Genomic DNA, 22,967 nt, shown 5'->3' with positions numbered 1-22,967 from the left:
TCAGTCGCCGCTCGGCGGCTCCGGCACCGGCCAGCGCGGCGGGAACGCCTTGTCGGCGGCCAGATAGTCCGGCACGTCGCGGCCGCGGTGGCGCAGCAGGCTGGCATAGCTGCGGCGCGTGTCGTACTCGGCCTGGAACCGCTCGGTGACCTCGATCGGTTTGGCCACGTCCTGTTCCAGGATGTCGTGCACCAGGCCGGCGCTGTGCCACCATTTCTCGTACGCCTGCCGGAGCTCGTCCTCGTCAGGTTGCTGTGTGGCATGCCGAGCCGGTGCGGTTTTGCCGGACTGCCGGCTGTCGGTCTCCGCGGTCATGTTCGTCCCCCCAGACGCTCACCCTTTACACAGTGTCGCATGTACATTCACATCCGTCACATCCACCGTCAGCGGAGCAGGTCGAGGTCGATGGCGTCGGCGAGTGCCCGTGCGCCGGCATCGTTGGGATGCAAGCCATCTCCGGAGTCGTATGTCCGCGCCAGCCGCCCGTTGCCGCCGGGTTCGCAGACCGCGGCGGCGAAGTCGACAACGGCCCAGTCCGACTGGCTCGCGATCGCGTCGTTGACCGTACGCCGCATCGCCTCGTAGCCGGCCGCGACGAAGTCGTCGTAGCGGCTGTCGCCGAGCGGTGTCATCGTGCCGAGAATCGGCCGGATTCCTCGCTCTTTGGCGCGCTCCGCCAACGTGTGCAGACCGTCGAAGACCTCGGCAGCGGTCGGCCGCGGCTCGCCGAGACCGTCCGGCAGCGCGATGTCGTTGATGCCACCCATGATGATCACGTGCGTCGCTTCGGCGATGGAGAGTACGTCGCGCTCGAACCGCTGCGACATCGACGGACCCAGGCCCGGCCGGAGCACCCGGTTGGCGCCCAGGCCGGCGTTGAGGACCGCCGCGCCGGCCGGCAGCCGCCGCTGCAGGTGATCCGGATAGCGCTGGTCGGCATCCGGTGTGGTGACGTCTCCCCTGGTGATCGAGTCGCCGATCGTGACGATCACCGGACCTTGCGCCGGCTGGTCGACGAGGACGCGGCTGATCCAGTACAGCGACGGAGAGGGTTGCGCACCGACCAGGCGAGACGCCGTCGTCTGGCGACCCGGCGCGATCTCGGTCGTACGCTGCGCCGAGTGCAGATATGTCGCCGGTCCGGTCCGACCGGACACGTAACAGCTGATCGACAGCTCAGCGCCGGCGCGAACGGCCAACGGGACCGGGTCGCTCAGCGCGGTCGCGCCGGCTGGAATGTGCCATCGCGCAACGCCATCGCGAGGCACTGGAGTTGCGCCGATCCTGATTTCGTCGATCACCAACGGCACGAGACCGAACTCGTTGCTCAGCTCGACCCGTACGGTGGTGCCGCCGCGACACAGCCGTACGGCCTGGCGGATCGTCTCGTCGGCGAAGTCGCGCGTCGGTGGCGGAATCGTCACCGACCGGTCGGGCCCGGCAAGCGCGGTGAGAAACGACGTGGTCCAGAAGCCGGTCGCCATGGCACTCCTTATATTCGATGATCATCGAACAGTACGATAGACATCGAACTTGCGCCTGGATAGTCTTTCGACATGAGCGGTGACGACCGGCACCCGGCGATCGAGGACGTCGAGCTGACCGACGTGTTCGCCGCGCTCGCCGACCCCGTCCGCCTCGCCACGGTCCGGACGCTCGCCGCGCTCGGCGCGTCACCCTGCAACGAACTGCACGACAGTGCCGGCCTGACGGTCAGCCGGTCGACGTTCTCGCACCATCAGAAGGTCCTGCGGGAGGCCGGCATCATCCGCGAGCGCATCAATGGTGCGCAGCGCGTTCTGACCGTACGCACGCAGGATCTGCAGACGCGGTTTCCTGGTCTGCTCGACGTCGTGCTTCGTCAGTGTCCCGAGTCTGACCCGGCAAACTAGTGTCCATTCCAGGGGTGGGGTGCCGGCAGGCGTGATGGCCCCGATCGTGATGGTGACAGGGGTCCCTACGTGCCCCAGGCGCACGCAAGGGGTCCCTGCGACCACGACACAAAAGGACATGACGGTCCTGTAGCGCTCCATGCCGCCGGCCCGGAACGGCAGGCGACACCCAAAGGTCATCAAGCGCACGTCCCTAGTGCGCCAGCCGGCGGACGGCGGCTGTCTGGTCGGCGATCATCCGTCGGCTGACCGCGCTGTCGAAGGCCGTCGAGCCGTGGAACGTGCCGGGATACAGGTGCAGCTCGGTCGGCACACCTGACTGGACGAGCCGCTGTGCGTACGCGATGCCTTCGTCGCGCAGCGGGTCGAATTCGCAGACGACGACGTGCGCCGGTGGCAGTCCGGTGAGGTCGTCGGCGCGCATCGGTGCCGCGTACGCGTCAGCCGTCCTCGGTCCGAGATAGTGCCGCCACACGGCCTCGATCCCAGCGCGGTCGAGCTGGGGCGTGTCGACCAACGTGAGCCTGGACGGCGTGCTCGAGCGGTCGTCGACGGTCGGCACGTTGAGATACTGGAAGCGCAGTGACGCACCGCCGCGGTCACGAACCAGCAAGGCGACCGCGGCGGCCACCGTGCCACCGGCACTGTCACCGCCGATGCCGAGCCGAGCCGGGTCGATCCGCAGCCGGCTCGCGTTCTTGACGGTCCATTCCAAGGCCGCGTAGCCGTCGTCCACCGCAGCCGGATACGGATGCTCCGGTGCGAGGCGATAGTCCACCGACACGACCACAACGTCGGCGCCGGCGGCAATCCGTACGGCTGTCGCGTCGACGGTGTCGAGGCTGCCGGTGACGAATCCACCGCCGTGGAAATAGAGCAAGCCAGGCAGACTGTCCCGGCCGGACGGCGTATAGACGCGCACTGGCACGTCGGCCGCGATGTCCTCCACGTCGAGGCCGGCCGGCCGGTTGAGCGGCGGCTTCGGCAGACGGCCGCGCCGCTCTCGCTCGGCCGCTATGTCGTCGAACTGAATCTTCGGGATGGTTGCGAGGAAAGGGACGAGCTCGGGGTCGTACGACATGTCGGGATGGTACGGCACCCGTCCGGTCGACCGTCCACATCGGACAGGTTGACGGCGTAGTCGGCAACCGGTCTACTCAGGCGTAAATCGTCTCGCGACCAGAAGGAGACGACGGTGAAAGTGCCGGTACGAGCCCTGCGCCTGTCGATCTTCCTGCGTGACGACGACATCTGGCACCACAAGCCGGTCTACGCCGAGATCGTGCACCGCGCGCACAAGGCCGGCCTCGCCGGCGCCACCGTCATCCGCGGTGTGGAAGGCTATGGGCACGCCGCCAAGATCCACACGACGCACATGTTCGGCAGCGGCGTGCCCGTCCTCATCGTCATCGCCGACGCCGAGCAACGCATACGCGACTTCCTGCCGCAGCTCGACGAGCTCGGCGTCAGCGGCCTCTGCGTACTCGACGAGGTGGAAGCCGTCGTCTACCGCAAGGCGGTCCGCTCGCGGTGATCCACGACACCACATGGCGCTGTGGACGTCGATATATAGTTGAAGTGCGGCGGTGGGGCCCGCCGTTCCGGCGCAGTCGGAAAAACCGCAGCTCAGGCCGCTGCCAACGGTCCCTACTCAGACACCCCACAATGGTGTGCGGGGACGAGTAGGAGGCACGCAGGTGAGCAGCGAGGTCGGTGATGTCGATGTCAACCGCCCGGTCGACCCGGACATCGACGTCCGAGTCGACAGTCAGCGCGGCGAGCTGGTGCGGTCACACGGTGCCGTGCTGCTGGCGATCTCTCTCGGTGGCGGCGTAGGGGCCGTCGCGCGGCACGCCGTGTCACAGCTCCTGCCGACCACACCTGGGCAGGTCCCCTGGGGGACGCTGACCATCAACGTCGTCGGCTGCCTGCTCATCGGCGTACTCATGGTGCTGATCACCGAGGTGTGGTCGGCGCACCGGCTGCTCCGCCCGTTCCTCGGCGTCGGAGTGCTCGGCGGCTTCACGACTTTTTCCACGTACGCCGTGGAAATCCGCGCGTTGCTGCAACCGGACACGGTCGGCATCGCCTTCGCGTATCTGGCCGGCACGCTGATCGGCGCGCTGCTGGCCGTCATCGCCGGCGTCTGGGTCACGCGCGCGGTGACGACCTGGGCCGGACTGTACGGGGGACGGCGCTGACATGCGGCCACTTGGACACGGCACCCGGCTGTCGATCTTCATCGGCGAGGACGACATGTGGCACCACAAGCCGCTCTACCACGAGATCGTCAGCCGCGCGCACGCCGCCGGCCTGGCCGGTGCCACCGTCCTGCGCGGCGCCGAGGGCTTCGGCGCGACCCAGCTTGTTCACACCGACCGGCTGCTCAGCATGACCGAGGACCTCCCGGCCGTGGTGGTCATCGTCGACGCCGACGACCGCATCCGCGGCTTTCTCCCCCAGCTCGACGAGCTCGTCGAGGAAGGAATGGTCGTGCTCGACGAGGTCGAGATCGTACGCCTGGACGGAAAGGCGCAGACATGACGATCGCGCTGGTTTTCCTCGGTGCCATGATCGGCGCGCCGTTGCGCTATCTCACCGACCGAGCCGTGCAGACCCGCCACGACACCACGTTTCCGTGGGGCACGTTCACCGCCAACGTCGTCGGTTGCCTTGTCCTCGGCGCGCTGACCGGCGCCGGCAACGCCGTGCCGGGGCCGGTGCTGTCGCTGCTCGGCACTGGCCTGTGCGGTGCGCTCACGACCTACAGCACTTTCAGCTACGAGACCGTACGGCTGCTCGAGGAAAAGGCGTATTTCTACGCGTTCATGAATGTCGCTGTCAGTATTGTCGCCGGCCTCGGCGCGGCGCTTCTTGGCTACACCGCGATCGCCGCCATCGTGCGATAAACGCCGACTGTCCTTTCGTGTCGACGGGGAACGCATCGTTGTCGATGATCTGCCGCCATCGCCCACAACAGGCCGCCGGCCAGGCAGAAAACCCGAAACCCGATCGCCCATTCGAGTTTTCCGAAATACAGCGTGAAAGCGTACGCGCCATTCTGCGGCACCCGGATGTCGGGCACCAGCAACACCAGGACGGCGGCCATCATCCAGCCGGCAACTGATTGCCACATCCGCGGCCGCAGCATCATCGCGGCGGTGACGGCCAACCCGAGCGCCAGCGAAGTGACAGTCGGATGACAGCGGACCGGAGCATAGTTTCGCTCGACGGCAGGATCACACCAATCGAGGAGGATACATGCGAATTTCGGTTCTGCGACGAGCAGCGCTACTCGTCGCCGTTCTCGCCGCGCTGGCGACCGCTGGATTTTCCGCGACACCGGCCTCCGCGGCCGTCACGTTCTCCCATCCGGCACCGGGCCTGACACTGGCCGTGACACCGGTGCCGCACGGTGTCGAGCCGATGTCGATCTCCCCCACCTGCGGCGCCGATCCGCGGCTGGATTTCCTGGTCTGGACGACGATGGGTGGCAGCTGGTATTGCTTTTCCGGCCACGGCTCGTACAACGCCGGCCTCTTCGACGTGCAGATGTGGGCCACGTACGGCACAGACGGTGGACAGTTCACTTATGGCAGTGGCAACGGATTCTGCCAGCCGGTGACCTTCTTCGGTCCCGGTGACCACAACGGCGCGCTCAGCCAGGCACGTATCTGCAACATTTCGCTCTACTGACTCCAAGGACGGCGAGGCGTCACCGCCTCGCCGTCCTCTGGATGTGGCCGAGCAATGTCCGCGCGGTCCGCTCGCGTCCGATGATCCTGGTCTGCGCCGTCGCCACCAATCCTCCGCTGTCCGTGTCGCCGCCGACGTCCGGATCCAGCAACCGCACCAACGCATCCAGGTCGCCGCCAGCGCAGGCCGCGATGATTTTCTCAGTGATCTGCCGCTGTTCGGCGCGGTCCACGTCGAAGCGGAGCTCGGCGGCGACGTGCTGTCTGGCCCGGCTCGCCAGCTTTCGGCAGGCGGCCGGCGTACGGCTGACCGTCTCCGCGACCTTTTCGAATGACAGCTGGAAAATATCGTGCAATACGAAGACGACCCGCTCCGTCTGCATCGGACTGCAATCGGCCTGTACGCGGCTGCCACCGGATACCGTCGATCAGCCGCCGTTCTCAGGGCCTGCTGGCCGAGCGCGAGATGGAGGCCTCTCGGTGCTGCTGAGGTCGCCGGGCGGCGTCCCCTCTGCTAGCCGGTTGCCTTGCCGCGCGCGATGTAGAGGCGCATCTCGGTGAAGTCGAGCGTGACGTTGTACGGTTTCCAGAAGCAGTGCGAAAACCAGCCGATCGTGTCGAACCCAGTCCCGTACGGCCATGGCACGTTGGGCTTCTGGTTGGGGTTGTTGTAGCAGTAGACGCCCTTGGCGACCGCGTCGCCGAGCCGCACCTCGTTCGGATAGCAGGGATAGACGACAGCCGGATGGCTCGAGCCAAACGTGCCGATCTCGCGGTCGTAGTCGCTCCGTATTCCCAACTGCTCCGCGGTTTTTCCGCGCAAACCGGCGATGATCTCACTGTTGCCGCCCAAGTTCACGCCGACCACTCGCGGACCGGAGTCGGTGCTGCCGGCGAAGCTTCCTTGACTGTGAACGTAGTGCTCGAGGGCGAGCCACATCGGCAGCGGTTTGCTGCCTGCACGGGCCTTCCTGGCCGCTTCGGAGGTCCGTCGCCGCAGGATCAGCGACCGGCCGGCGTAGTCGAAAGTGGTCAACAGATGGTAGAAGAACCACGTCCCGATGAGCCCGTCGTCGGTCTGCGGAGGCACGTCTGCACCGGCCGGCTCCGACCAGCCCACCGGGACGTTGCGCACTTCGATGCCGCCGATCTTGAACGAGTCCAGCATGCCGAAATACATCCACACGAAGCCGTTCTCAAACTCGGTCTTCTGCTTGTACACCGACTTCAGGCCGGCCTCCTTGGCCACCGCGGCGGAGACCCCCAACCACGGCGCGCCGGTATAGAAGGAAAAACGCTTCAACGGCCCGCCGTTGACCGATGCCTGCACCTGCACCGACGGGTCCATCCGCAGAAACGGTACGCGGCCGGTGTCACCATGGATCTCGTACGGATTGCCGCGAACCGCCGCGAACCAGGTCGCGTACGCCTCCTCGCCGGCGGCCTGCCAGCACGGCACGGAAAGCGCGAACTTGTCCTGCCGGATGTAGCAGTCGCCAAGCAGCCAGTTGGTTTCCTTGTCCGCGGGCGCCAGGCGCAGCGCCACCTTGAAATACTTCTCGGCCTCGGTGAACCTGTTGGACAGCAGGCCGACATAGCCGCGCTGGCGGGCCGCGCGCAGGTTTTCGGGCTCCTTTCTCAGGATCTCCTCGTACGCGCGGCCAGCCTGCTCGAACTTCCCGGCCGCGAACAACGCATCCGCGTTGCTGCCTGGCTCGGCAACAGCCGCGCCACCGAAGAATGGCACGGTCGCGCCAGCCAACACCGCCGCACCTCGTAGCACCGAACGCCGATCCCAGTTTCCGTCACCAGCCAACGTTCACTCTCCCGTGTGAGGATTCCTCACGGTTGTGACCTCATCGAAGACCGAAGAACGTTGCGCCGGCGTATGCGATTTCCGGTACGTCCGGGATATCAGCCGGGTCCCTGTCCTGGCGTGACCGGCATGCCGACCGAACCGTAGCCGGAGCCGACCTGGTTGTCGGCGTAGAACTTCACCCCGGTCGAGGCCGAGGTCACCTCCATGACCTTGGTCGAGGAACCGACGAACGTGTTGCGGGTGATGGAAACGCTGTCCGGCCCGTCCAGCTTGATGGCCTGGTTCCAGCTGTCGCCTACCTGGTTGTCCGCGACGATCCAGTTTTTCATGCCGTCGGTGTTGCCGCCGCTGTTGCCGCCACGACCGTAGTCCTCGGCCATCAGAAACTGATGGATGCTCGGTACGCTGTGGTCGCGGTCCGGATTCGCCGGTCCGATGGCTTTGTTGCCGCGGATCTGTACGTCGTCACTGGCGGTGGGATGCGAGCTGGAGACCCAGGTCTGGATGAAGTCGGTGTGGCTGTCCCCCGGATCGCCGGTGACGAAGTTGATGGCGGTGTTGTAAAGGATTTTGTGGCCGTTGCCGAAGAAAGTGATGGCGTTCAGGTCACCGGGGCCCTTCACCCCCCTGATGTCGTTGTTCTGGATGGTGACGTTGGTGTTGTTGTCCGAGTAGATGCCATACTGCTGTTGGGCGTCCACGCGGCAGTTCTGGATGACGACGTTGTCGGCCTTGATCACGACGCCGCCACGGATGGTGTTTCCCTGGCAGTCATAGACCTTCGGCGCCGACGCCGTGCCGCCGGAGCTGATCGTGTAGGTGGAATTCCGGCTCGGCACCAAAATCGCACCTGACGGTGTCGGCACGCCGCCGACGCCAGGAGTCTGCGTTGGCGGAGGCGGCTGGGTCGAGGTGTCGGACACGGTCGCCTCGGCGATGCTCGTCCACGTTGCCGAGTCGGTCGATGAGTTGCCGTGCCCGACGATCCGTAGGTAGCGGGCCTGCTGACCGGTGAAACCGTACGCCTCAGGACTGAGCGTGGTGCCGCTGCTGGTCACCCTGGACAGCACAGTCGACCAGCTCGAGCCGTCCTTGGACAGCTGGACGTCAAACGTTTCCTTCCGACTGTCACCGTCATACCAGGCCACCGACACCGAGCCGACCGCCGTGACGGTGCCGAGGTCCAGGCGGATCCAGACGCCGTCACCGGCGGCGGACCACCGCGTGGACAGGTCGCCGTCGATCGCGTTGGCCGGTCCGTTGCCGTCGTCGGCGCTGGCCGTCGCCGCGACGACCTGCAGCGTCGCCGCGGTCACCGATGACGCGTACAACGTCACCGAGCCGAGAGTGGCGCACGCGCACAGCGCGGCTGCCAGAATGCGTTTCACCGATGCACCCTCCTCCTCTTGACGTTCCGTCCGAGGTAGGTGCCTAACAGGTCGCAGCGGGAGGGTTCCCGTGCCTCAGCGCTAATGATCGAGCAATGCGAGATCAGGTGGTACGAGCGCGGTCGACTCCATCAGCGCGCGCAGCAGGTTGTCGTTGAGCGCGTTGCCAACCGGCTCTCCGACTTCCTCTCGCGTCAGTCCCCGTACGCCGGCGCGCGAGAGCCGTTCACGCACCGGAGCGATGACCCGCTCCACCATTTTGTCGTTCCAGCCGGCCTCCGGCTGCAGCTCGGCGAGCTGGCCGGCGACCTGCTGACGCGTCAGCGGCTGCGGCCGGCTGTGGTGCTGCAGATAGCGTTGGCCCAGTACGACCAGCACGAGCCTTTCCTTTTCCGACAGCCAATAGACCTCCGGCGGGATCGTCGCGTCCGACGGCTTGGCCACCGGTCGCGCACCATCCTCGCCGGTCACGAAGATCTCCAGCAGATGCTCACGGCTTCCCGAGCCGGCAACGAACAGCGGCGTATAACCGGCCGGCAACGGAAACGGGTCCTCGCCGGGAAACAGCAGCCAGCCGTCCGGCAACCGCATCGGCTGCCGCCCGGTGTTTTCCAGCCACCACTGGCCGCGCCGCCAGGTCAGCCGGCCGTGCGCGCGGCTGACCCGGCGGTCGTCCTCGCCGACGCACACGTGTACGGCCTCGCGGTTGCGGCCGAAGATGACCTGGCGGCCCTCGAAGGGACCGACCTGGTAGTCGCTGGCGACTGTGAGCGCACGCAACGTGCCGGGCCGGTCCGGCGGCGCCACCACGGCGTACGCCAGGCTGCGCCGTCGGCTCGTCTGCGCGGTCGGGCTCATACCGCTATTGAACGCCAAAACCGCACGAGACGGGCACTAACTGGCCGGTAGCTGCTGGACCAACGCGCGGGTCAGGTCGGTGACCAGCGGACACAGCCGCTCACCCGAGCCGAGCCTGCCGGCCAGCGTCACCTTCACCAGCTCGACCAGCCGCTCACCGCGCTCGTCGCGAAACTCGCGGTAGGCGACGCGCGCTCGGCAGGAGTCCTCCGTGGCCGCGACGTACACCTCCCGGCCGGACATCCGGCTCACCTTGCCGTCCGTGCTGGTCAGCGGCAGGTTACGGTCGAACGCCACGTCGAGGTAGACGTCGTCGGTGATGCTGTGCCACCGGCACTGCCAGCCGGCGAAACCGGCGTCTGGATCGCCCGCGTCCACGCCGGGCAGGCGCGCCAAGGCCGACCCGTTGAGCAATGAGCACGCCTTCAGGTAGAAGAGCGAGTCTCGCGGATACGTCGCGGTGCGGCGCGGCACGCCGGTCGCGAGCTTGCCGAGCGCGAAACTGGTCGCGGCATCGGCCAGCTGGCAATAGTCGCGGCGCTGCTGTTGAGCGTTTTGCTTGGCGATGATCTCCACGTCGGCGTCGGCGAGCAGGATCGTACGGCCGCAGCCATCGCTGTCCGGCGGCGGACGCAGCACCGGCAACCGTCCGGCCGGTCGCATCCCGCCGCTCGGCGCCGCGAAGGCCACCTCGACATCGGTTTCGTCGGCGGTTTCCGGCCGGACCAGCACGTCACACCGCTCGAAGCCGCCGTACGCCGTCCGCAGCTCGGTCCGGCCAAAGCGGCTCAGACCCGCCGGCTGCACCAGGCCGCACGGATCAGCGGTGTGCGGATCGCCGACGGCTGTGGCCTGCTGCGTGGGATGGCGGGTGAGCGCGTACGCCGTGCCGCCGGCCACCGTCGCCACAGCGACGGCGGCCGCGGCGCCGATCAGTGCCAGCCGCCGTCGTCGTGGCTTCGGTGCGACCGGCGGCTCGATGCCTTGCAGAGCCTCCAAAAGTTGCCGTGTACGGGCCGCGTCCGGACGCTTGGCCACGTCGCGCGCCAGCAGTTGCACGAGCACGTCACCCAGCGGTCCGGCGCGGCGCGTGGGCCGCATGTCCTGCTCGCAGACCGATCGCAGGGCCTCCTGCGGGGTGTCGGCCGGTACGTATGGCACCGATCCCTCGACCGCCGCGTACAAAGTCGCGCCGAGCGAAAAGATATCCGCGGCCGCCGTGACCCGTTCGCCGCGCGCCACTTCCGGCGCCAGATAGCCAGGAGTGCCGACAACGAGCGCGTCACCGGTCAGCGTCGGCTCGCTCCACACCGCTCGCGAGACGCCGAAATCCGTCACCTTCACCGTACGGTCCGCCGCCACCAGAATGTTGCTCGGCTTGATGTCTCGATGCACAACACCTTTGGCGTGCACGGCTTCCAACGCGCGCGCGACCTGTACGCCGATCGCAATGGCGACCTGCGCGTCCACGGTCCCGTCGTCGGCCAGCAGCTCGGCGAGGCTGCGCGCCGGCACGTACTCCATGACCAGCCACAGCTCGTCGCCGTCGGCCAGCACGTCCAGCAACGTCACCACGTTCGGATGGTGAAACCCGGCCGCGACAATCCCCTCGCGGCGCAACAGCTCGACCTGCCGGTCGCCGCCGAATCCGGCGCGTTTCAGGGCCACGTCACGGCGCAGGCGCCGGTCATTTGCTCGCCACACAACGCCATTGCCACCGGCGCCGAGTTGCTCGACCAACCGATATCGGTCGGCCACCATCTGACCAGCACGCACGGCGTCCCCGCACCTCTCACCCGACGACTGCCGCATCATACGAAGGTCGGGCGCGGCCGACCACGCGCGGCCCGTCCTGGGGCAAGGTCCGGTTGCCGAAAACAGCTTTCCTGCGCCAGGCAGTCGACCGCTTGCGGTCAGGATCTGTAACGCTACATTTCGACCATACAAGTAAAAGTCTGCTTGACGCACGATGATGTGGATCTTAGAGTCAGCCGCCGACAGCGATTTTTCGCGTGTCATCCGCGACGAAAGGCGAGCGGCGTGGCCGACCCCGTATCCGGCGGCGAGCTTTCTCGCCGGACCTTCCTCACCGTCTCCGGTGCACTCGCCTCCGGCGCCGTACTGGCCACCGGCGAGTCCGCGCAGGCGGCGGATTTGCCATTGGACGAACGACAAACCCGCATGGTGTTGCGGGTGGCGGCGTTCGGCGCGCGAGTGCCGGCGCCGCTGCCGGATTTCGGCGAGTCAGGACCGGCCATGAGCCGTGCGACCGCCGATCGGTTGGCTGGCGCGGTCGCCGGACTGCCTGAGCAGCGACTGGCGCTCGTACGCGCTGCCGCCGACTCGTTGCTGCAGGAAGGCCTCGTGGACGGCGATGACGCCACGATGCTTGCCGCGATCGGCAAGCGAGCGGTCGAGCCGGACAAGACCGACGGGCTGATCGCACTGGTCGCACTCGCCGCGGCGACGGTGACCCGCCAGGTCAAGCCGACCGCCGATGATCTGGCCAAGGTCTGGCTGGCCGCGATCGCACGCCTTTCCGCTTCCACCAAGGCAAGGGTGCACCGATGAACCAGCAGGAGTTCGACCGCGCGCATCGCGCCACGCTGCGCCAGGGCCGCGACGGCCTGCGCGCGAGGTTTGGCGCCGATCCCAACTGCACCGCCTTCGGTCTCGGATATCGCCAGCAGAACGGCGAAACCACCGACGAACCGGTGGTCATCGCGATGGTGGCGAAGAAAAGGCCGCAAAACCTGGTCGCACGGTCGCGCCTGCTGCCGCGCCAGGTGAGCATTTCCGGTCAGACGTACGGCGTCGACGTCATCGAGGCCGGGCCCTTCAGCGTGCAGCGTCCGGAAGGCACCGACCAGCTGCGCGTGCTGGACCCCGACGGCCAGAACTGGCGGGTGCCGATGCCGATCTGGCAGAAGGTCAGACCGGCCACCGAAGGCACCGGCATCGCCAACCTCGACGGTTTCGGCATCGGCACTTTCGGTTGCCTGGTCAGGGATCGGACCGACCAGACGATCTGCCTGCTGTCCTGCAACCACGTGGTCGCCAACCTCAACCTCGGCCGGGTCGGCCAGCACATCATCCAGCCCGGCGACGGCGGTTTGGACGACAACAACACGATCGCGCGGCTGAAGCGGTTCGTGCCGCTCAGCTTCGATCCGCAGGCACCTGGCAACGTGGACGGCGGCATCGCGCAGGTCGTCGACGAATCGCTGGTGAGCAAGGGGATCTACGGCGGACTGATGCCACCGATCTCCAGCTCGCATCCGGCGGTCGGCGTGTTGTTCGCCGGTGACTCCTACGGCGGCATCTTCATTACCGACATGGCGCGCACGCTCAACGCGCTCAACGTGGAGTTGCTGGCCAGCAACGCGGTCGCCACCGCGCAACTGGACATGAACGTCGACAAGGTTGGCCGTACGACCGCCTACACGGCCAACAAGATCAGCGGCCTGGACTTCACCGTGGCGGTCGGCACCGAAGGAATCCCCGGTGTGCCGCCGGCCATGTACATGACCAACGTGCACTACATCGCCAACTTCGGGTGGTCCGGCGACTCCGGCTCGGTGGTCTGCGCCGGAGGAAACGCCAACCGGCCGGTCTACACGCTGGTCGCGGGTTGCTTCATGTTTCCGGTGGTCCCGGACATGTATGACCTGCCGGCAACTGCCACCGCGGAGTTCGCCGACCGGATCCGTGACGAGTTCTTCGCGCTGACCCGGGTCGGCCGGCTGATGATCGAGGTGATCTACCTCAACGAGGCGCAGATCCGGTCGAAGACCGAGGGAGTCGAGGCGAGCGACAACGAGAAGTCCTACGCCAACTCGCTTTATGACAAATACCGCGACTTTCTGGAGTCCGCGCTCAACAATCCGGACAGTCCTGAATACGTCATCACCGAGGCGCATTACAACGACGCCGTCACCGCCCTGACCGGGATCCAACTGCGCGCGACACCGGCCCAGACGACGGCGGCCAGGGCCCTGGTCGTCGAAGTGCTGCGGCCGGCGATCGGGATGAACTACCGGCAGGTGCTGGCATATCTGGACGACATGGCGACCTATCGGAAGGTCTATTCGATCCTCGCCGCCGACCCGGACATCGTGCTGCACTCGCCCGCCGAGGCATTCTGACGATGACGTTCGCGACCCTGGTGTCGGACCGGATCGACCGGCTCGCCGGTGAGCTGGCCCAACCGGCCCGCCAGGTCGTCCAGGATTTGGCGAGCAGACAGGGAAAAGGGCTGCGGCGTACGCTGCTCCAGGCCTGCGCAGGTCCAGTCGACCAGGAGGCCGTCGTACGCGCCGCGACGGTGGTGGAGCTGGTGCATCTCGCGTCTCTGTTGCACGACGACGTGGTCGACCGCGCACCCGTCCGGCGGCGGCGTCCGGCCGCGTACACCGTTGTCGGCGAGGAGCTGGCGCTGCTCGCCGGGCTGGCGGTTTTCGGCCTGGCCGCACGCGAAGCGGCCGACCTCGGCGACCAGGTCAACGAGATTTTCAGCAGTGCGATGGCAAATCTCGCGCACGGTGAGTTGCTCGATGTCGAGCGTGCCTTCGACGTGGACTTCTCACCGGCCGACTACGACGAGCTGATCAGGCACAAGACCGGCGAGCTGTTCCGGCTCAGCTGCCAGCTCGGCGGTCTGGCCGGTGGCCAGCCGGCCGACCAGATCGCGATCCTGGCCATGTTCGGCCTCCGGCTCGGAGCGGCTTTCCAGATCCTCGACGACACCCTGGATTTTCGCCTGGACAATGACAAGTCGGCCGGCACCGACCACCTGCTCGGACTTTTCGGCGCGCCGACACTGTGCGCGCTGCGCGCGGATCGATCCGGCCGGTTGGCCGCGCTCCTGCTGGATCCGCACTTCGACGTCGACTCTCTTCCAGGCGTACGCGCAATGGTCGACTCGCTCGGCGGTCTGCGAGCGGCCACGGTGATGGCCGACGCCGGTCATCGGGCCGCGCTGGACCAACTCGACCGCCTCTCCGATCCGGACCTGCGCGACCGGTTGGCCGAGGTGGTGCGGCTGGAATGGCGCGGGCTGACGTGACCGGGCGATCGGTCGACGTCCTGGTTGCCGGCGGCGGACCGGCCGGCTCGACAGCCGCTCGTACGCTGAGCCAGCGTGGCCTGAGCGTCCTGCTCGTGGACGACGGAGCGCCGGCCAACTACGACGTGACGATCAGCGGCGCCGCATTTGTGATGTCTGGTGCGTCGACCTCGGCGGCGCGCCGCCTCGACGACCTCGAGCTGGTGTTTGGCGCGCAGCGCCGGCGAACGCTGTCCGCACCCGACCTCTACGCGTACGACTGGCGGTCGTTCCGTGAGCAGCTGCTGGCGGCCGCGATTGCCAGCGGTGCGACCAAAATCGACGGTCGCGTCGACCAGCGGTTGCGCGTACGCGCCGCGGCTGGCGAGGTTTTCGCCGTCGACGCACGTCATGTCGTGATCGCCACCGGCGCGGCTCACGTGTGTCCTCCTGGCATCGCGGTCAGCCAGCGGATGCGCGGCGTCGACCTCGGATCCGGCACGGCACTGCATTTCAGCACGCCGGCCGTCACCGACACCACCGGCCGGATGGCGTGTGCGCGGATTGTGCCCGGACCGGACGGCATGTGCACGGTGACAGTCACCGCATTGCACCGTCCGGTCGACCTTTTCCATGCCACGCTTGCCGAGATCCGCGACGCCGATCCGCGTTTCGACTCGGCGGAGCCAATCGGACCGGTCGTATCGGCACCGGTCAACGCGTCCTTCAGCCCGGACACCTGTGTCCACAATGGACAACTGCTGGTCGGCGGTGCCGCCGGCCTGACAAATCCGTTCACTGGCGAAGGCATCAGCTATGCCACACAAAGTGGCGCGACAGCGGCCACCTGCATCGCCGACCATCCCGACGATCCGATCGCGGCCGCCGCGGAATACCGGCGGCGGACGACGGCGGCGTACGTCGGATATTTCGAGACCGCACGGCACACCAGCCGCCGCTATCACCTGGCCTGGCGGGCGCTCGGTGCCACCCTGCACACCGATGGCACCTTCTTCACCAAAGCGCGTCGTGCGCTGATCCTGCCGGAAGGGCTCGACCGGTTGAGCGGCCGGCACCGGATTGCCGTTCCTGCCGCGGATTCGTTGCTGGTCAAGGCATTCCTCGCCAACTGCGACGCGATCCAGATCGCGGCTGTCCGGACCGAGTGGCCGTTTCTCGCGCGGCTTTTCGCCGCCAGCGAAGGCGAACAGCTGCGGCCGGCGGTGCCGTTCCTGGCCGCCACACTGTGCGCTGGCGGACCGCCGCCAGCCAACGCCGCCGCGATCGCGGCCGGCATCGAGCTCGCCAGCCTCGCCATGCTGGCCTTCATCGGCGCGCCGGCCGATCCGCGCCGGCCGGCGCGCGGCGTCGACTGGGCCTGCGCCACCAGAGTGCTTGCCGGCGACTTTCTCATCGCCGTCGCGGCAAAACTCGTCGCCGGCGCCGGCGGACCGCGGTTTTCGTGGTCGTTCGCGGAATGGTTGACAGAGCTGATCGCGCTGCGTACCAGGCAGCTGGATCGCGCGGACGACGCGGCTGCGGTCGAGCTTTTCGGTTCGCTCTTCGAGTTTCCGTGCCGGATCGGCGCCGAGCTCGCCGAGGTGCCATCGGAGGCCGCGAAGACACTGCGCGAGTACGGATACGAATGCGGCCGGGCCTTCCTGTTCGCCGAGGATCTGGCCGCGTTGCGGGGAAAGCCGAACCGGCTGGACACCGACCTCGCCGGTCTGCTCACCGACCGGATCTCCAGTTTTCCGGACCTGCTGGGCAACCAGCACCTCACCGCGGCCGCACTCGCCGGCGACGAACTCCGCACAGCTGCCGGCCGGGCCGTCGAGACAGCCATGACCAAGGCGTACGACCGTGCGCTCGACCAGCTCGCCGGGCTGCCGGAACGTCCGGCCGGCATCCTGCGAGCCTTCGCCGCCACGGTCCGCGCCGACCTGACCGAGCGAAAACGGTGATGACCATGAAACGCCTGCGACGTGCCATCCTGATCTGCCTGTCCGTCGTGCTGATCGTCGTGCCAGCCGCCGCGCGGCCAGCCGCCGCCGATCCGGCTCCGCCGCCGTGCGGACCGTATCTGGTCGTCGGCGTGCGCGGCAGCGGCGAGGGCATGGACGGCTGGAACGGCATGGCCGCACGGGTCGGCGCGTACGCGCAGGCCGCGTCGATTCTCCTGCCGGCCAACACCGGCTACTATTCGCTCCCCTATCCGGCGGCCGGGATCAACGGTGACCTGCCGGACTTCAACTGGACCAACTTCGTCAACTCCGCCAGCAACGGCGGCGACGACCTCTATCACCTGATCCGCAGCAGAATCGCGCAGTGTCCACAGGAACGTATCGGTCTGATCGGCTATTCGCAGGGTTCGATGGTCATCCAGTTGGCGCTTTCGCAGCTGACCGCGACCGAGCGGAACGCGGTCGGATCGGTGCTGTTGCTGGCAAACCCGTTCAGCATCGGTGGGTCGATCTACAGCACCTACGTCGATCTGTTGACCGGTCAGGTCGTCGCACCGTACGGAGCCGGTGCGCTCCTGCGGCTGCCGGTGCCAGCCGACGCCCAGGGCCGCACGACCGAACTTTGCCTGTATGGCGACGGAATCTGCGACGCGCCGGCGCCGCTTCTGGACGAGCCGTGGGAAAGCGGCAGCTATCCGCCGATCAGCAACCTCAACCAGCTCGTCAACATCCTGAACAATCCCATCCACGGCCGCTATGCCGAGACCGCCGGCACCCTCAACCTGCCGAACGCGTTCGGCGCGGTTTTCGCCGCCCAGCTGCTCAAACCGGTGTGCCAGAAGGCCAACGACAGCCAACTGGCCATCCCGGACGCGACCGCCGCCGGTCCCGGTCAACCCGTGTCCAGCACGATCGACCTGCCAATGTGCGCCAGAGCCGCCTCCAGCCGTACGACCGTGACCGTACACGTCAAGCACAGTTTCGTCGGCGACCTGCGCATCGCGCTGCACGGACCCGGCGGATTTTCCAGTGTGCTCAAGAATCCCGACGAGAGCGACGGCCGCGTCAACCTGGACGTCACGTACGCCGTCAACGCCTCGACGATCCAGGCCGCCGGCAGCTGGCAGCTCGAACTCACCGACGTGTCGCGGGTCGACACCGGCTATCTGCAGAGCTGGTCAATCGCTCCTTGATCCGGCTGGCACAGGCGGCACCCTCGGCGGATCGCGCCGAGGGTGCCGCCGTTTTCACTAAATGCCGGGTGCGCCGGTGCCGTTGGGTCCGACCAGTGAGGACCAGCTGGACCAGGTGAGGTCGGTGTTCTGGTATTTGTGGTAGATGCCGCCACCGTTGCTGGCGACCACTTCCAGTCGTCCGGTTTTGTTGTGGCCGACGGCTACGTCGCTGCCGCCTCCGCCGAAGTTGGTTTCCCAGTTCGACCAGTTGCCGTCGGTGGCGGTCTGGTAGATGTGATCGAAAACCTGGCTGTTCACGGCGAAGAGTTCGATACGCCCGTCCGGGGACCGCTCGGTGGCGAGCTTGGCGTTTCCGTTGCCACCAACCCCATCCGGTCCGACCAGCGATCCCCAACCTGACCAGCTCAAGTCGGTGTTCTGGTATTTGTGGTAGATACCACCGCCGTTACTGGCCGCGACCTCCAGGCGACCGGACTTGTTCGTACCAACCGCCAAATACGACCCGCCACCACCGAAATCGCTCTCCCAGTTCGCCCAACCACCATCGGCCGCGGTCTGGTAAGTGTGGAAGAAACTCTGATCATTCATCGCGAAAATCTCAATACGACCATCAGCCGAACTCGCCGCCGCCAAATGCGCATTACCGTTGGCGCCTCCCCCATTGGGACCCGTCAGCGATCCCCAGCCTGACCAGCTCAAGTCCGTGTTCTGGTACTTGTGGTAAACACCGCCACCATTGCTGGCAACCACTTCCAGCCGACCAGACTTGTTACGACCGACAGCAACGTCATAGCCACCACCACCAAAGTTGGACTCCCACGAAGCCCACGACCCCGACGGCGCCGTCTGGTACGTGTGCCAGAACGCCTGACTGTTCAACGCAAACAATTCCAACCGGCCATCCGGCACCGCGGCGATCGCCAACGCCGCATTCGCCGGACCACCGATATTCTCCCAATCCGACCACGGACCATCGGCAGCCGTCTGATACGCATGCCACACACCCGACCCCGTACCAGCAAAAACCTCCATCCGACCATCCGCCGACGACCCCACCACCAAATGGTGACCCGTCGACACCTGGCCCTGCCAGTATGCGTCCGCGATCAACGTGCCATCGTGCGCCTCGAGCGCGTAGCGATATCTGTACTGTTGCGCCGGCCGCTGGACGTTGGCGCACACGTCCCCGATCGGAGCGGTCTCCCAACTGTTGTTGGGATAGACACGTATCATCTCGTTGAGAAAGGCGTTCGTCGCCGCGACCGGGTCGTTGCGATTGATGTTGGGATAGGACGACGCGGTCTGCTGGTAGAGGCCGACGCTCGATCCGTCTCCGGTGGTCAGGTTGTCCATGGTGGACTCGACGATGATCGTGGTGATCGCGATCGCCGCCGCCCGTGCGGAGAAACCGCGGCCGCGTACGGTTTGGGTCACCACTCGAGCACACGACATCCGGTAGGCCGTCAGGCCGCCGCGCATCCGTCCGTTCAGCTGCGGGCTCAGCTGTGCCGCCAGCTCCGCGTCGATCGACTGCACGCCGGCCGGGTCGCAAGGCAATGTCGCGGCGTACGCCGGCGAGGCCACCATGACACCGGCGACGGCCAGCAGGATCATTGCGACGGCCGCGAGCGACCGCATGGATCTGGTCAATGTCCTCACGTGTCTCTCCTTAGATGCCGGGTGCGCCGGTGCCGTTGGGTCCGACCAGTGAGGACCAGCTGGACCAGGTGAGGTCGGTGTTCTGGTATTTGTGGTAGATGCCGCCACCGTTGCTGGCAACGACTTCCAGTCGTCCGGTTTTGTTGTGGCCGACGGCTACGTCGCTGCCGCCTCCGCCGAAGTTGGTTTCCCAGTTCGACCAGTTGCCGTCGGTGGCGGTCTGGTAGATGTGATCGAAAACCTGGCTGTTCACGGCGAAGAGTTCGATACGCCCGTCCGGGGACCGCTCGGTGGCGAGCTTGGCGTTTCCGTTGCCACCAACCCCATCCGGTCCGACCAGCGATCCCCAACCTGACCAGCTCAAGTCGGTGTTCTGGTATTTGTGGTAGATACCACCGCCGTTACTGGCCGCGACCTCCAGGCGACCGGACTTGTTCGTACCAACCGCCAAATACGACCCGCCACCACCGAAATCGCTCTCCCAGTTCGCCCAACCACCATCGGCCGCGGTCTGGTAAGTGTGGAAGAAACTCTGATCATTCATCGCGAAAATCTCAATACGACCATCAGCCGAACTCGCCGCCGCCAAATGCGCATTACCGTTGGCGCCTCCCCCATTGGGACCCGTCAGCGATCCCCAGCCTGACCAGCTCAAGTCCGTGTTCTGGTACTTGTGGTAAACACCGCCACCATTGCTGGCAACCACTTCCAGCCGACCAGACTTGTTACGACCGACAGCAACGTCATAGCCACCACCACCAAAGTTGGACTCCCACGAAGCCCACGACCCCGACGGCGCCGTCTGGTACGTGTGCCAGAACGCCTGACTGTTCAACGCAAACAATTCCAACCGGCCATCCGGCACCGCGGCGATCGCCAACGCCGCATTCGCCGGACCACCGATATTCTCCCAATCCGACCACGGACCATCGGCAGCCGTCTGATACGCATGCCACACACCCGACCCCGTACCAGCAAAAACCTCCATCCGACCATCCGCCGACGACCCCACCACCAAATGGTGACCGGCGTCGCTCAACCCCGTGACACCTGGCGCTGGGATGTAACCCTCGATCCACATGCGCATCACGCTCGAGTACGTGCCGACGCCTGACCCGTATGCGGGAGTGTTGTGAATGACGTGCGACGTGCCGGCGAAATGCGCCTCGCTGCCGCTTTCGCCGCCCCAGTCGCCGCTTACCGTCTCGATCGTTCCGTTGGCATTCACCGCGGTGACGATCGCGACGTGGTGGATGCCGCCACCGCCGGAGGAGGTGTCGCCTTGGTTGTTGGAAAAGACAACCGCGTCACCAAGAGCCGGCGTGCCGGTCAGAATGCCACGAGCCACACCGTAGGTGTAGAAACTACGCGCGGCCGGCGTCAGTCCGCCGAGATCCGCGACTCCGGCGTTGGCCCAGACCCATTTCGCGAAGTCGGCACACCAGTATTCGGGCTGGCCGGCATTTCCTGTGCAACTGCTGTAAAACCCGCCTCCACCCAGGCTGTTCGTGGCGCAGGCCATGCCACCAAGGTTGGCGTTGGCGAGGTTCACGATATCGGCCTGCGAGGTTGCGAACGCTGGTGACGACGCTGTTACGGCGACCAGCCCGACCGCGGTCGCGATCGTCACACTCGCGACGGCGGCCAGGAGCCGGACACCCGCGCGAAGCCGCTGGGACCATCCCATCAACGAGCTCCTTCCGACGCACTCCAGAGCAGAGGTCCACCACCGGACCAGGGAAATTTCATCTAGAGTGTGCGGCCGAAATCCCGGACGTCAAAGACTCTGTTACCGCTAAAACCGGAACTGGTCGCGACCCGCGACATCCCATTGACGACACGCAAAGACCAGCGTATCGTCAGTCGGAAATCGATTTCTCGTCGACGTCGGCTGAATCTCAGTTCCGGGTCGCCGCGAGGTCGAATGGCGCAGGTGCGTGGCGTTCCCAGATCCGGCGTGACGCATCCTCCGGATAGGTCGTGGTGTGTGACGCGGTGTCCAGTACGCGCGTGAGCCGCTGATCCGAGCGGAACGCGGGCCATCCGGGGTCACCGGTGGTCGCGAAGCCGACCCATGCCTCGTGGAGTTCCTGTGACACCCGCACGACTTCCGGGCTGGCCACGTCGCCGAACACCTGCCGGCCGGTCGGGCTGTCCAGCGTGCCGAAGGCGAGCGGCACATCGAGGCTGTGGCAGGCGCCGAGAGCTCCGCCGGCGGCCGGCGATGCCAGGCACAGCTCGAAAAGATACGAGCTGCCGCCGGCTGCCGCGTTTGCCTCGGCGAGGTGCAGCGAAGGCATTCGAAACAAGGCGTCGGATGAGACCGTCTCCAGCAGTTCCCCTGCGGTGGCCGCGGGATACGCGGCGCGGTACGCGTCGGCGCCGCCAGGCGGAGCGAGCAGGTCGAGCGCGGTCTGCGCCTCATCTTCGGTGAACGTGCCACTCCGGCCGGCCATGACGGAGAACAACCGGAACTCGTCGCGCGTGTGGCCGGCAAGCAGTTCGACTCCGCGCACGCGACCGCCGGTCAACGCTGACCACGGCGTTTCGGACAGGACGTGGCCATCGACGACCGGACAGACCGCCATCCCCAACTGCGCGAGCTGCCCCCACCGGTCGCGATCGGCGCCAAGGCCGGCGTTGAGAGCGGTGAGCTCGTCGGCCAGGCGCCACGGGTCGACGGCGCTCAGGGCCGCCGAAGTGGGCGTGGTCCCGAGCCGGTCCGCGAGCGCGGCCGCGACCTGTTCGGCAAGAGCCGGCGTGCAGTGATTTCCTGGCACGGAGTGGGTGATCGCGCGCCGGAACAGCCCGCGCGCCCGTGTCATCGTAAGGAGCGCGGCGATCGATCCTGCTCCTGCGGACTGTCCGGCGACGGTGACCTGGGCCGGGTCTCCGCCGAAGCGCCCGATGTTGTCCTGGACCCAGGCCAACGCGGCCATCTGGTCCAGAAAACCGCGGTTGGCCGGAGCACCGTCCAGCAGGGCGAACCCCTCCACACCGACTCGATAGTTGAGGCTGACCACGACGAATCCGGCCGCACACAAGCGAAGCGGGTCATACGTCGGATCGCTGGCTATCGCCGTGATGTAGCCGCCGCCGGGGATCCACACCAGCACCGGCAGCCCGGCCGCACCGGGATCCGGCGTGCGGATGTTGAGTGTCAGCCAGTCCGGCTCGTGCGCCGAGTCCACCTGCACCGGGCCAGACTGCGGTGGCAGCGGGCCGAACTCGACGGCAGGCCTGGTCCCGTCCCAGCGCGCCGGTGGAACTGGTGCGGCGAAGCGCAGAGCCCCCACCGGAGGCTGCGCGTACGACACGCCACGAAAGTCGGCCATCCCCGACCGCCACCGTCCCTCGACCACGCCTGCGGCCGTACGCACCAGAGGCTCACCCATGCCACTCCTACCTCACGACAGTCCTCCTACTGTCTAGCAGGCCCGACAGTGGTGGCT

At 66.7% G+C, this 22,967-nt stretch carries 23 protein-coding genes; 11 read left to right on the top strand and 12 right to left on the bottom strand.

Going from position 1 to position 22,967, the window contains the following annotated elements; genetic code table 11:
• Positions 1-315, bottom strand: coding sequence for a hypothetical protein (locus GNX95_RS05565; RefSeq protein WP_163506056.1), 315 nt, complete (start codon positions 313-315; stop codon positions 1-3).
• Between the two features lie 68 nt (positions 316-383).
• Positions 384-1,484 carry a GDSL-type esterase/lipase family protein gene (locus tag GNX95_RS05560; protein WP_163506055.1) on the bottom strand — a complete coding sequence of 367 codons (1,101 nt, stop codon included), beginning with the start codon at positions 1,482-1,484 and terminating at the stop codon, positions 384-386.
• A gap of 72 nt (positions 1,485-1,556) precedes the next feature.
• Between GNX95_RS05560 and GNX95_RS05555 the strand changes: the two genes are divergently transcribed.
• Positions 1,557-1,892, top strand: coding sequence for an ArsR/SmtB family transcription factor (locus GNX95_RS05555; protein ID WP_163506054.1), 336 nt, complete (start codon positions 1,557-1,559; stop codon positions 1,890-1,892).
• A 193-nt stretch (positions 1,893-2,085) separates the two neighbouring features.
• On the opposite strand, the gene GNX95_RS05550 is transcribed toward GNX95_RS05555, so the two are convergent.
• Positions 2,086-2,973: an alpha/beta hydrolase gene (locus tag GNX95_RS05550; protein WP_163506053.1), complete on the bottom strand. Its 888-nt coding sequence runs from the start codon at positions 2,971-2,973 to the stop codon at positions 2,086-2,088.
• A gap of 114 nt (positions 2,974-3,087) precedes the next feature.
• Here GNX95_RS05550 and GNX95_RS05545 point away from each other — a divergent pair, with 114 nt between their 5' ends.
• From GNX95_RS05545 to crcB (GNX95_RS05530), 4 genes are all read left to right on the top strand, one after another.
• Complete coding sequence (locus GNX95_RS05545) at positions 3,088-3,426, top strand: DUF190 domain-containing protein (protein WP_163506052.1); 339 nt, start codon at positions 3,088-3,090, stop codon at positions 3,424-3,426.
• A gap of 163 nt (positions 3,427-3,589) precedes the next feature.
• The gene (gene crcB, locus GNX95_RS05540) at positions 3,590-4,093 is read left to right on the top strand and encodes a fluoride efflux transporter CrcB (protein WP_246281515.1); all 504 of its coding nucleotides are present in this window, start codon (positions 3,590-3,592) and stop codon (positions 4,091-4,093) included.
• Position 4,094: 1 nt separating this feature from the next.
• Entirely contained in the window at positions 4,095-4,436 is a 342-nt protein-coding gene (locus GNX95_RS05535; protein ID WP_163506051.1) for a DUF190 domain-containing protein, read from the top strand.
• A complete protein-coding gene (gene crcB, locus GNX95_RS05530; protein ID WP_163506050.1) occupies positions 4,433-4,801 on the top strand; it encodes a fluoride efflux transporter CrcB in 369 nt (122 codons plus the stop codon). The genes GNX95_RS05535 and crcB (GNX95_RS05530) overlap by 4 nt, the downstream gene beginning before the upstream one ends.
• Here crcB (GNX95_RS05530) and GNX95_RS05525 read toward each other — a convergent pair.
• Entirely contained in the window at positions 4,771-5,064 is a 294-nt protein-coding gene (locus GNX95_RS05525; protein WP_163506049.1) for a hypothetical protein, read from the bottom strand. The two genes, crcB (GNX95_RS05530) and GNX95_RS05525, sit on opposite strands and share 31 nt — an antisense overlap.
• Before the next feature lie 89 nt (positions 5,065-5,153).
• Here GNX95_RS05525 and GNX95_RS05520 point away from each other — a divergent pair, with 89 nt between their 5' ends.
• On the top strand, positions 5,154-5,588 hold the full coding sequence (locus GNX95_RS05520) for a hypothetical protein (RefSeq protein WP_163506048.1): 435 nt from the start codon (positions 5,154-5,156) through the stop codon (positions 5,586-5,588).
• A 19-nt stretch (positions 5,589-5,607) separates the two neighbouring features.
• Here the strand turns inward: GNX95_RS05520 and GNX95_RS05515 are convergent, their stop codons facing one another.
• The 5 genes from GNX95_RS05515 to GNX95_RS05495 all read right to left on the bottom strand — a co-directional run bounded on the left by GNX95_RS05515 (position 5,608) and on the right by GNX95_RS05495 (position 11,428).
• Complete coding sequence (locus GNX95_RS05515) at positions 5,608-5,970, bottom strand: sigma factor-like helix-turn-helix DNA-binding protein (protein ID WP_163506047.1); 363 nt, start codon at positions 5,968-5,970, stop codon at positions 5,608-5,610.
• Positions 5,971-6,101: 131 nt separating this feature from the next.
• On the bottom strand, positions 6,102-7,352 hold the full coding sequence (locus tag GNX95_RS05510) for an aspartyl protease family protein (RefSeq protein ID WP_163506046.1): 1,251 nt from the start codon (positions 7,350-7,352) through the stop codon (positions 6,102-6,104).
• Between the two features lie 149 nt (positions 7,353-7,501).
• Complete coding sequence (locus GNX95_RS05505) at positions 7,502-8,794, bottom strand: discoidin domain-containing protein (protein WP_163506045.1); 1,293 nt, start codon at positions 8,792-8,794, stop codon at positions 7,502-7,504.
• 81 nt (positions 8,795-8,875) lie between these two features.
• Positions 8,876-9,652, bottom strand: coding sequence for an FHA domain-containing protein (locus tag GNX95_RS05500; RefSeq protein WP_222853409.1), 777 nt, complete (start codon positions 9,650-9,652; stop codon positions 8,876-8,878).
• Positions 9,653-9,688: 36 nt separating this feature from the next.
• Complete coding sequence (locus tag GNX95_RS05495; protein ID WP_163506044.1) at positions 9,689-11,428, bottom strand: serine/threonine-protein kinase; 1,740 nt, start codon at positions 11,426-11,428, stop codon at positions 9,689-9,691.
• Positions 11,429-11,692: 264 nt separating this feature from the next.
• Between GNX95_RS05495 and GNX95_RS05490 the strand changes: the two genes are divergently transcribed.
• Genes GNX95_RS05490 through GNX95_RS05470 form a run of 5 tightly spaced genes read left to right on the top strand, consistent with a single transcriptional unit; the run spans position 11,693 to position 17,853 of the window.
• Positions 11,693-12,223: a hypothetical protein gene (locus GNX95_RS05490; protein WP_163506043.1), complete on the top strand. Its 531-nt coding sequence runs from the start codon at positions 11,693-11,695 to the stop codon at positions 12,221-12,223.
• Positions 12,220-13,797, top strand: coding sequence for a hypothetical protein (locus GNX95_RS05485; RefSeq protein WP_163506042.1), 1,578 nt, complete (start codon positions 12,220-12,222; stop codon positions 13,795-13,797). The genes GNX95_RS05490 and GNX95_RS05485 overlap by 4 nt, the downstream gene beginning before the upstream one ends.
• A 2-nt stretch (positions 13,798-13,799) precedes the next feature.
• Positions 13,800-14,717 carry a polyprenyl synthetase family protein gene (locus GNX95_RS05480; RefSeq protein WP_163506041.1) on the top strand — a complete coding sequence of 306 codons (918 nt, stop codon included), beginning with the start codon at positions 13,800-13,802 and terminating at the stop codon, positions 14,715-14,717.
• Entirely contained in the window at positions 14,714-16,660 is a 1,947-nt protein-coding gene (locus tag GNX95_RS05475; RefSeq protein WP_163506040.1) for an FAD-dependent oxidoreductase, read from the top strand. Before GNX95_RS05480 ends, GNX95_RS05475 begins: the two co-directional genes overlap by 4 nt.
• 5 nt (positions 16,661-16,665) lie before the next feature.
• On the top strand, positions 16,666-17,853 hold the full coding sequence (locus GNX95_RS05470) for a proprotein convertase P-domain-containing protein (RefSeq protein WP_163506039.1): 1,188 nt from the start codon (positions 16,666-16,668) through the stop codon (positions 17,851-17,853).
• A gap of 57 nt (positions 17,854-17,910) precedes the next feature.
• On the opposite strand, the gene GNX95_RS05465 is transcribed toward GNX95_RS05470, so the two are convergent.
• The 3 genes from GNX95_RS05465 to GNX95_RS05455 all read right to left on the bottom strand — a co-directional run bounded on the left by GNX95_RS05465 (position 17,911) and on the right by GNX95_RS05455 (position 22,910).
• Positions 17,911-19,209 (bottom strand): PLL family lectin, encoded by a 1,299-nt coding sequence (locus GNX95_RS05465; protein ID WP_163506038.1) that lies wholly within the window; start codon positions 19,207-19,209, stop codon positions 17,911-17,913.
• Between the two features lie 316 nt (positions 19,210-19,525).
• The gene (locus GNX95_RS05460) at positions 19,526-21,145 is read right to left on the bottom strand and encodes a DUF8189 domain-containing protein (RefSeq protein WP_163506037.1); all 1,620 of its coding nucleotides are present in this window, start codon (positions 21,143-21,145) and stop codon (positions 19,526-19,528) included.
• A 268-nt stretch (positions 21,146-21,413) separates the two neighbouring features.
• Positions 21,414-22,910: a carboxylesterase/lipase family protein gene (locus GNX95_RS05455; RefSeq protein WP_163506036.1), complete on the bottom strand. Its 1,497-nt coding sequence runs from the start codon at positions 22,908-22,910 to the stop codon at positions 21,414-21,416.
• Positions 22,911-22,967: the final 57 nt, after the last annotated feature.

It is taken from the genome of Fodinicola acaciae (assembly GCF_010993745.1).
Classification (GTDB): domain Bacteria; phylum Actinomycetota; class Actinomycetes; order Mycobacteriales; family HKI-0501; genus Fodinicola; species Fodinicola acaciae.
The sequence above is the reverse complement of the archived record's forward strand: the minus strand, read 5'-3'. Positions and strand labels throughout refer to the sequence as shown.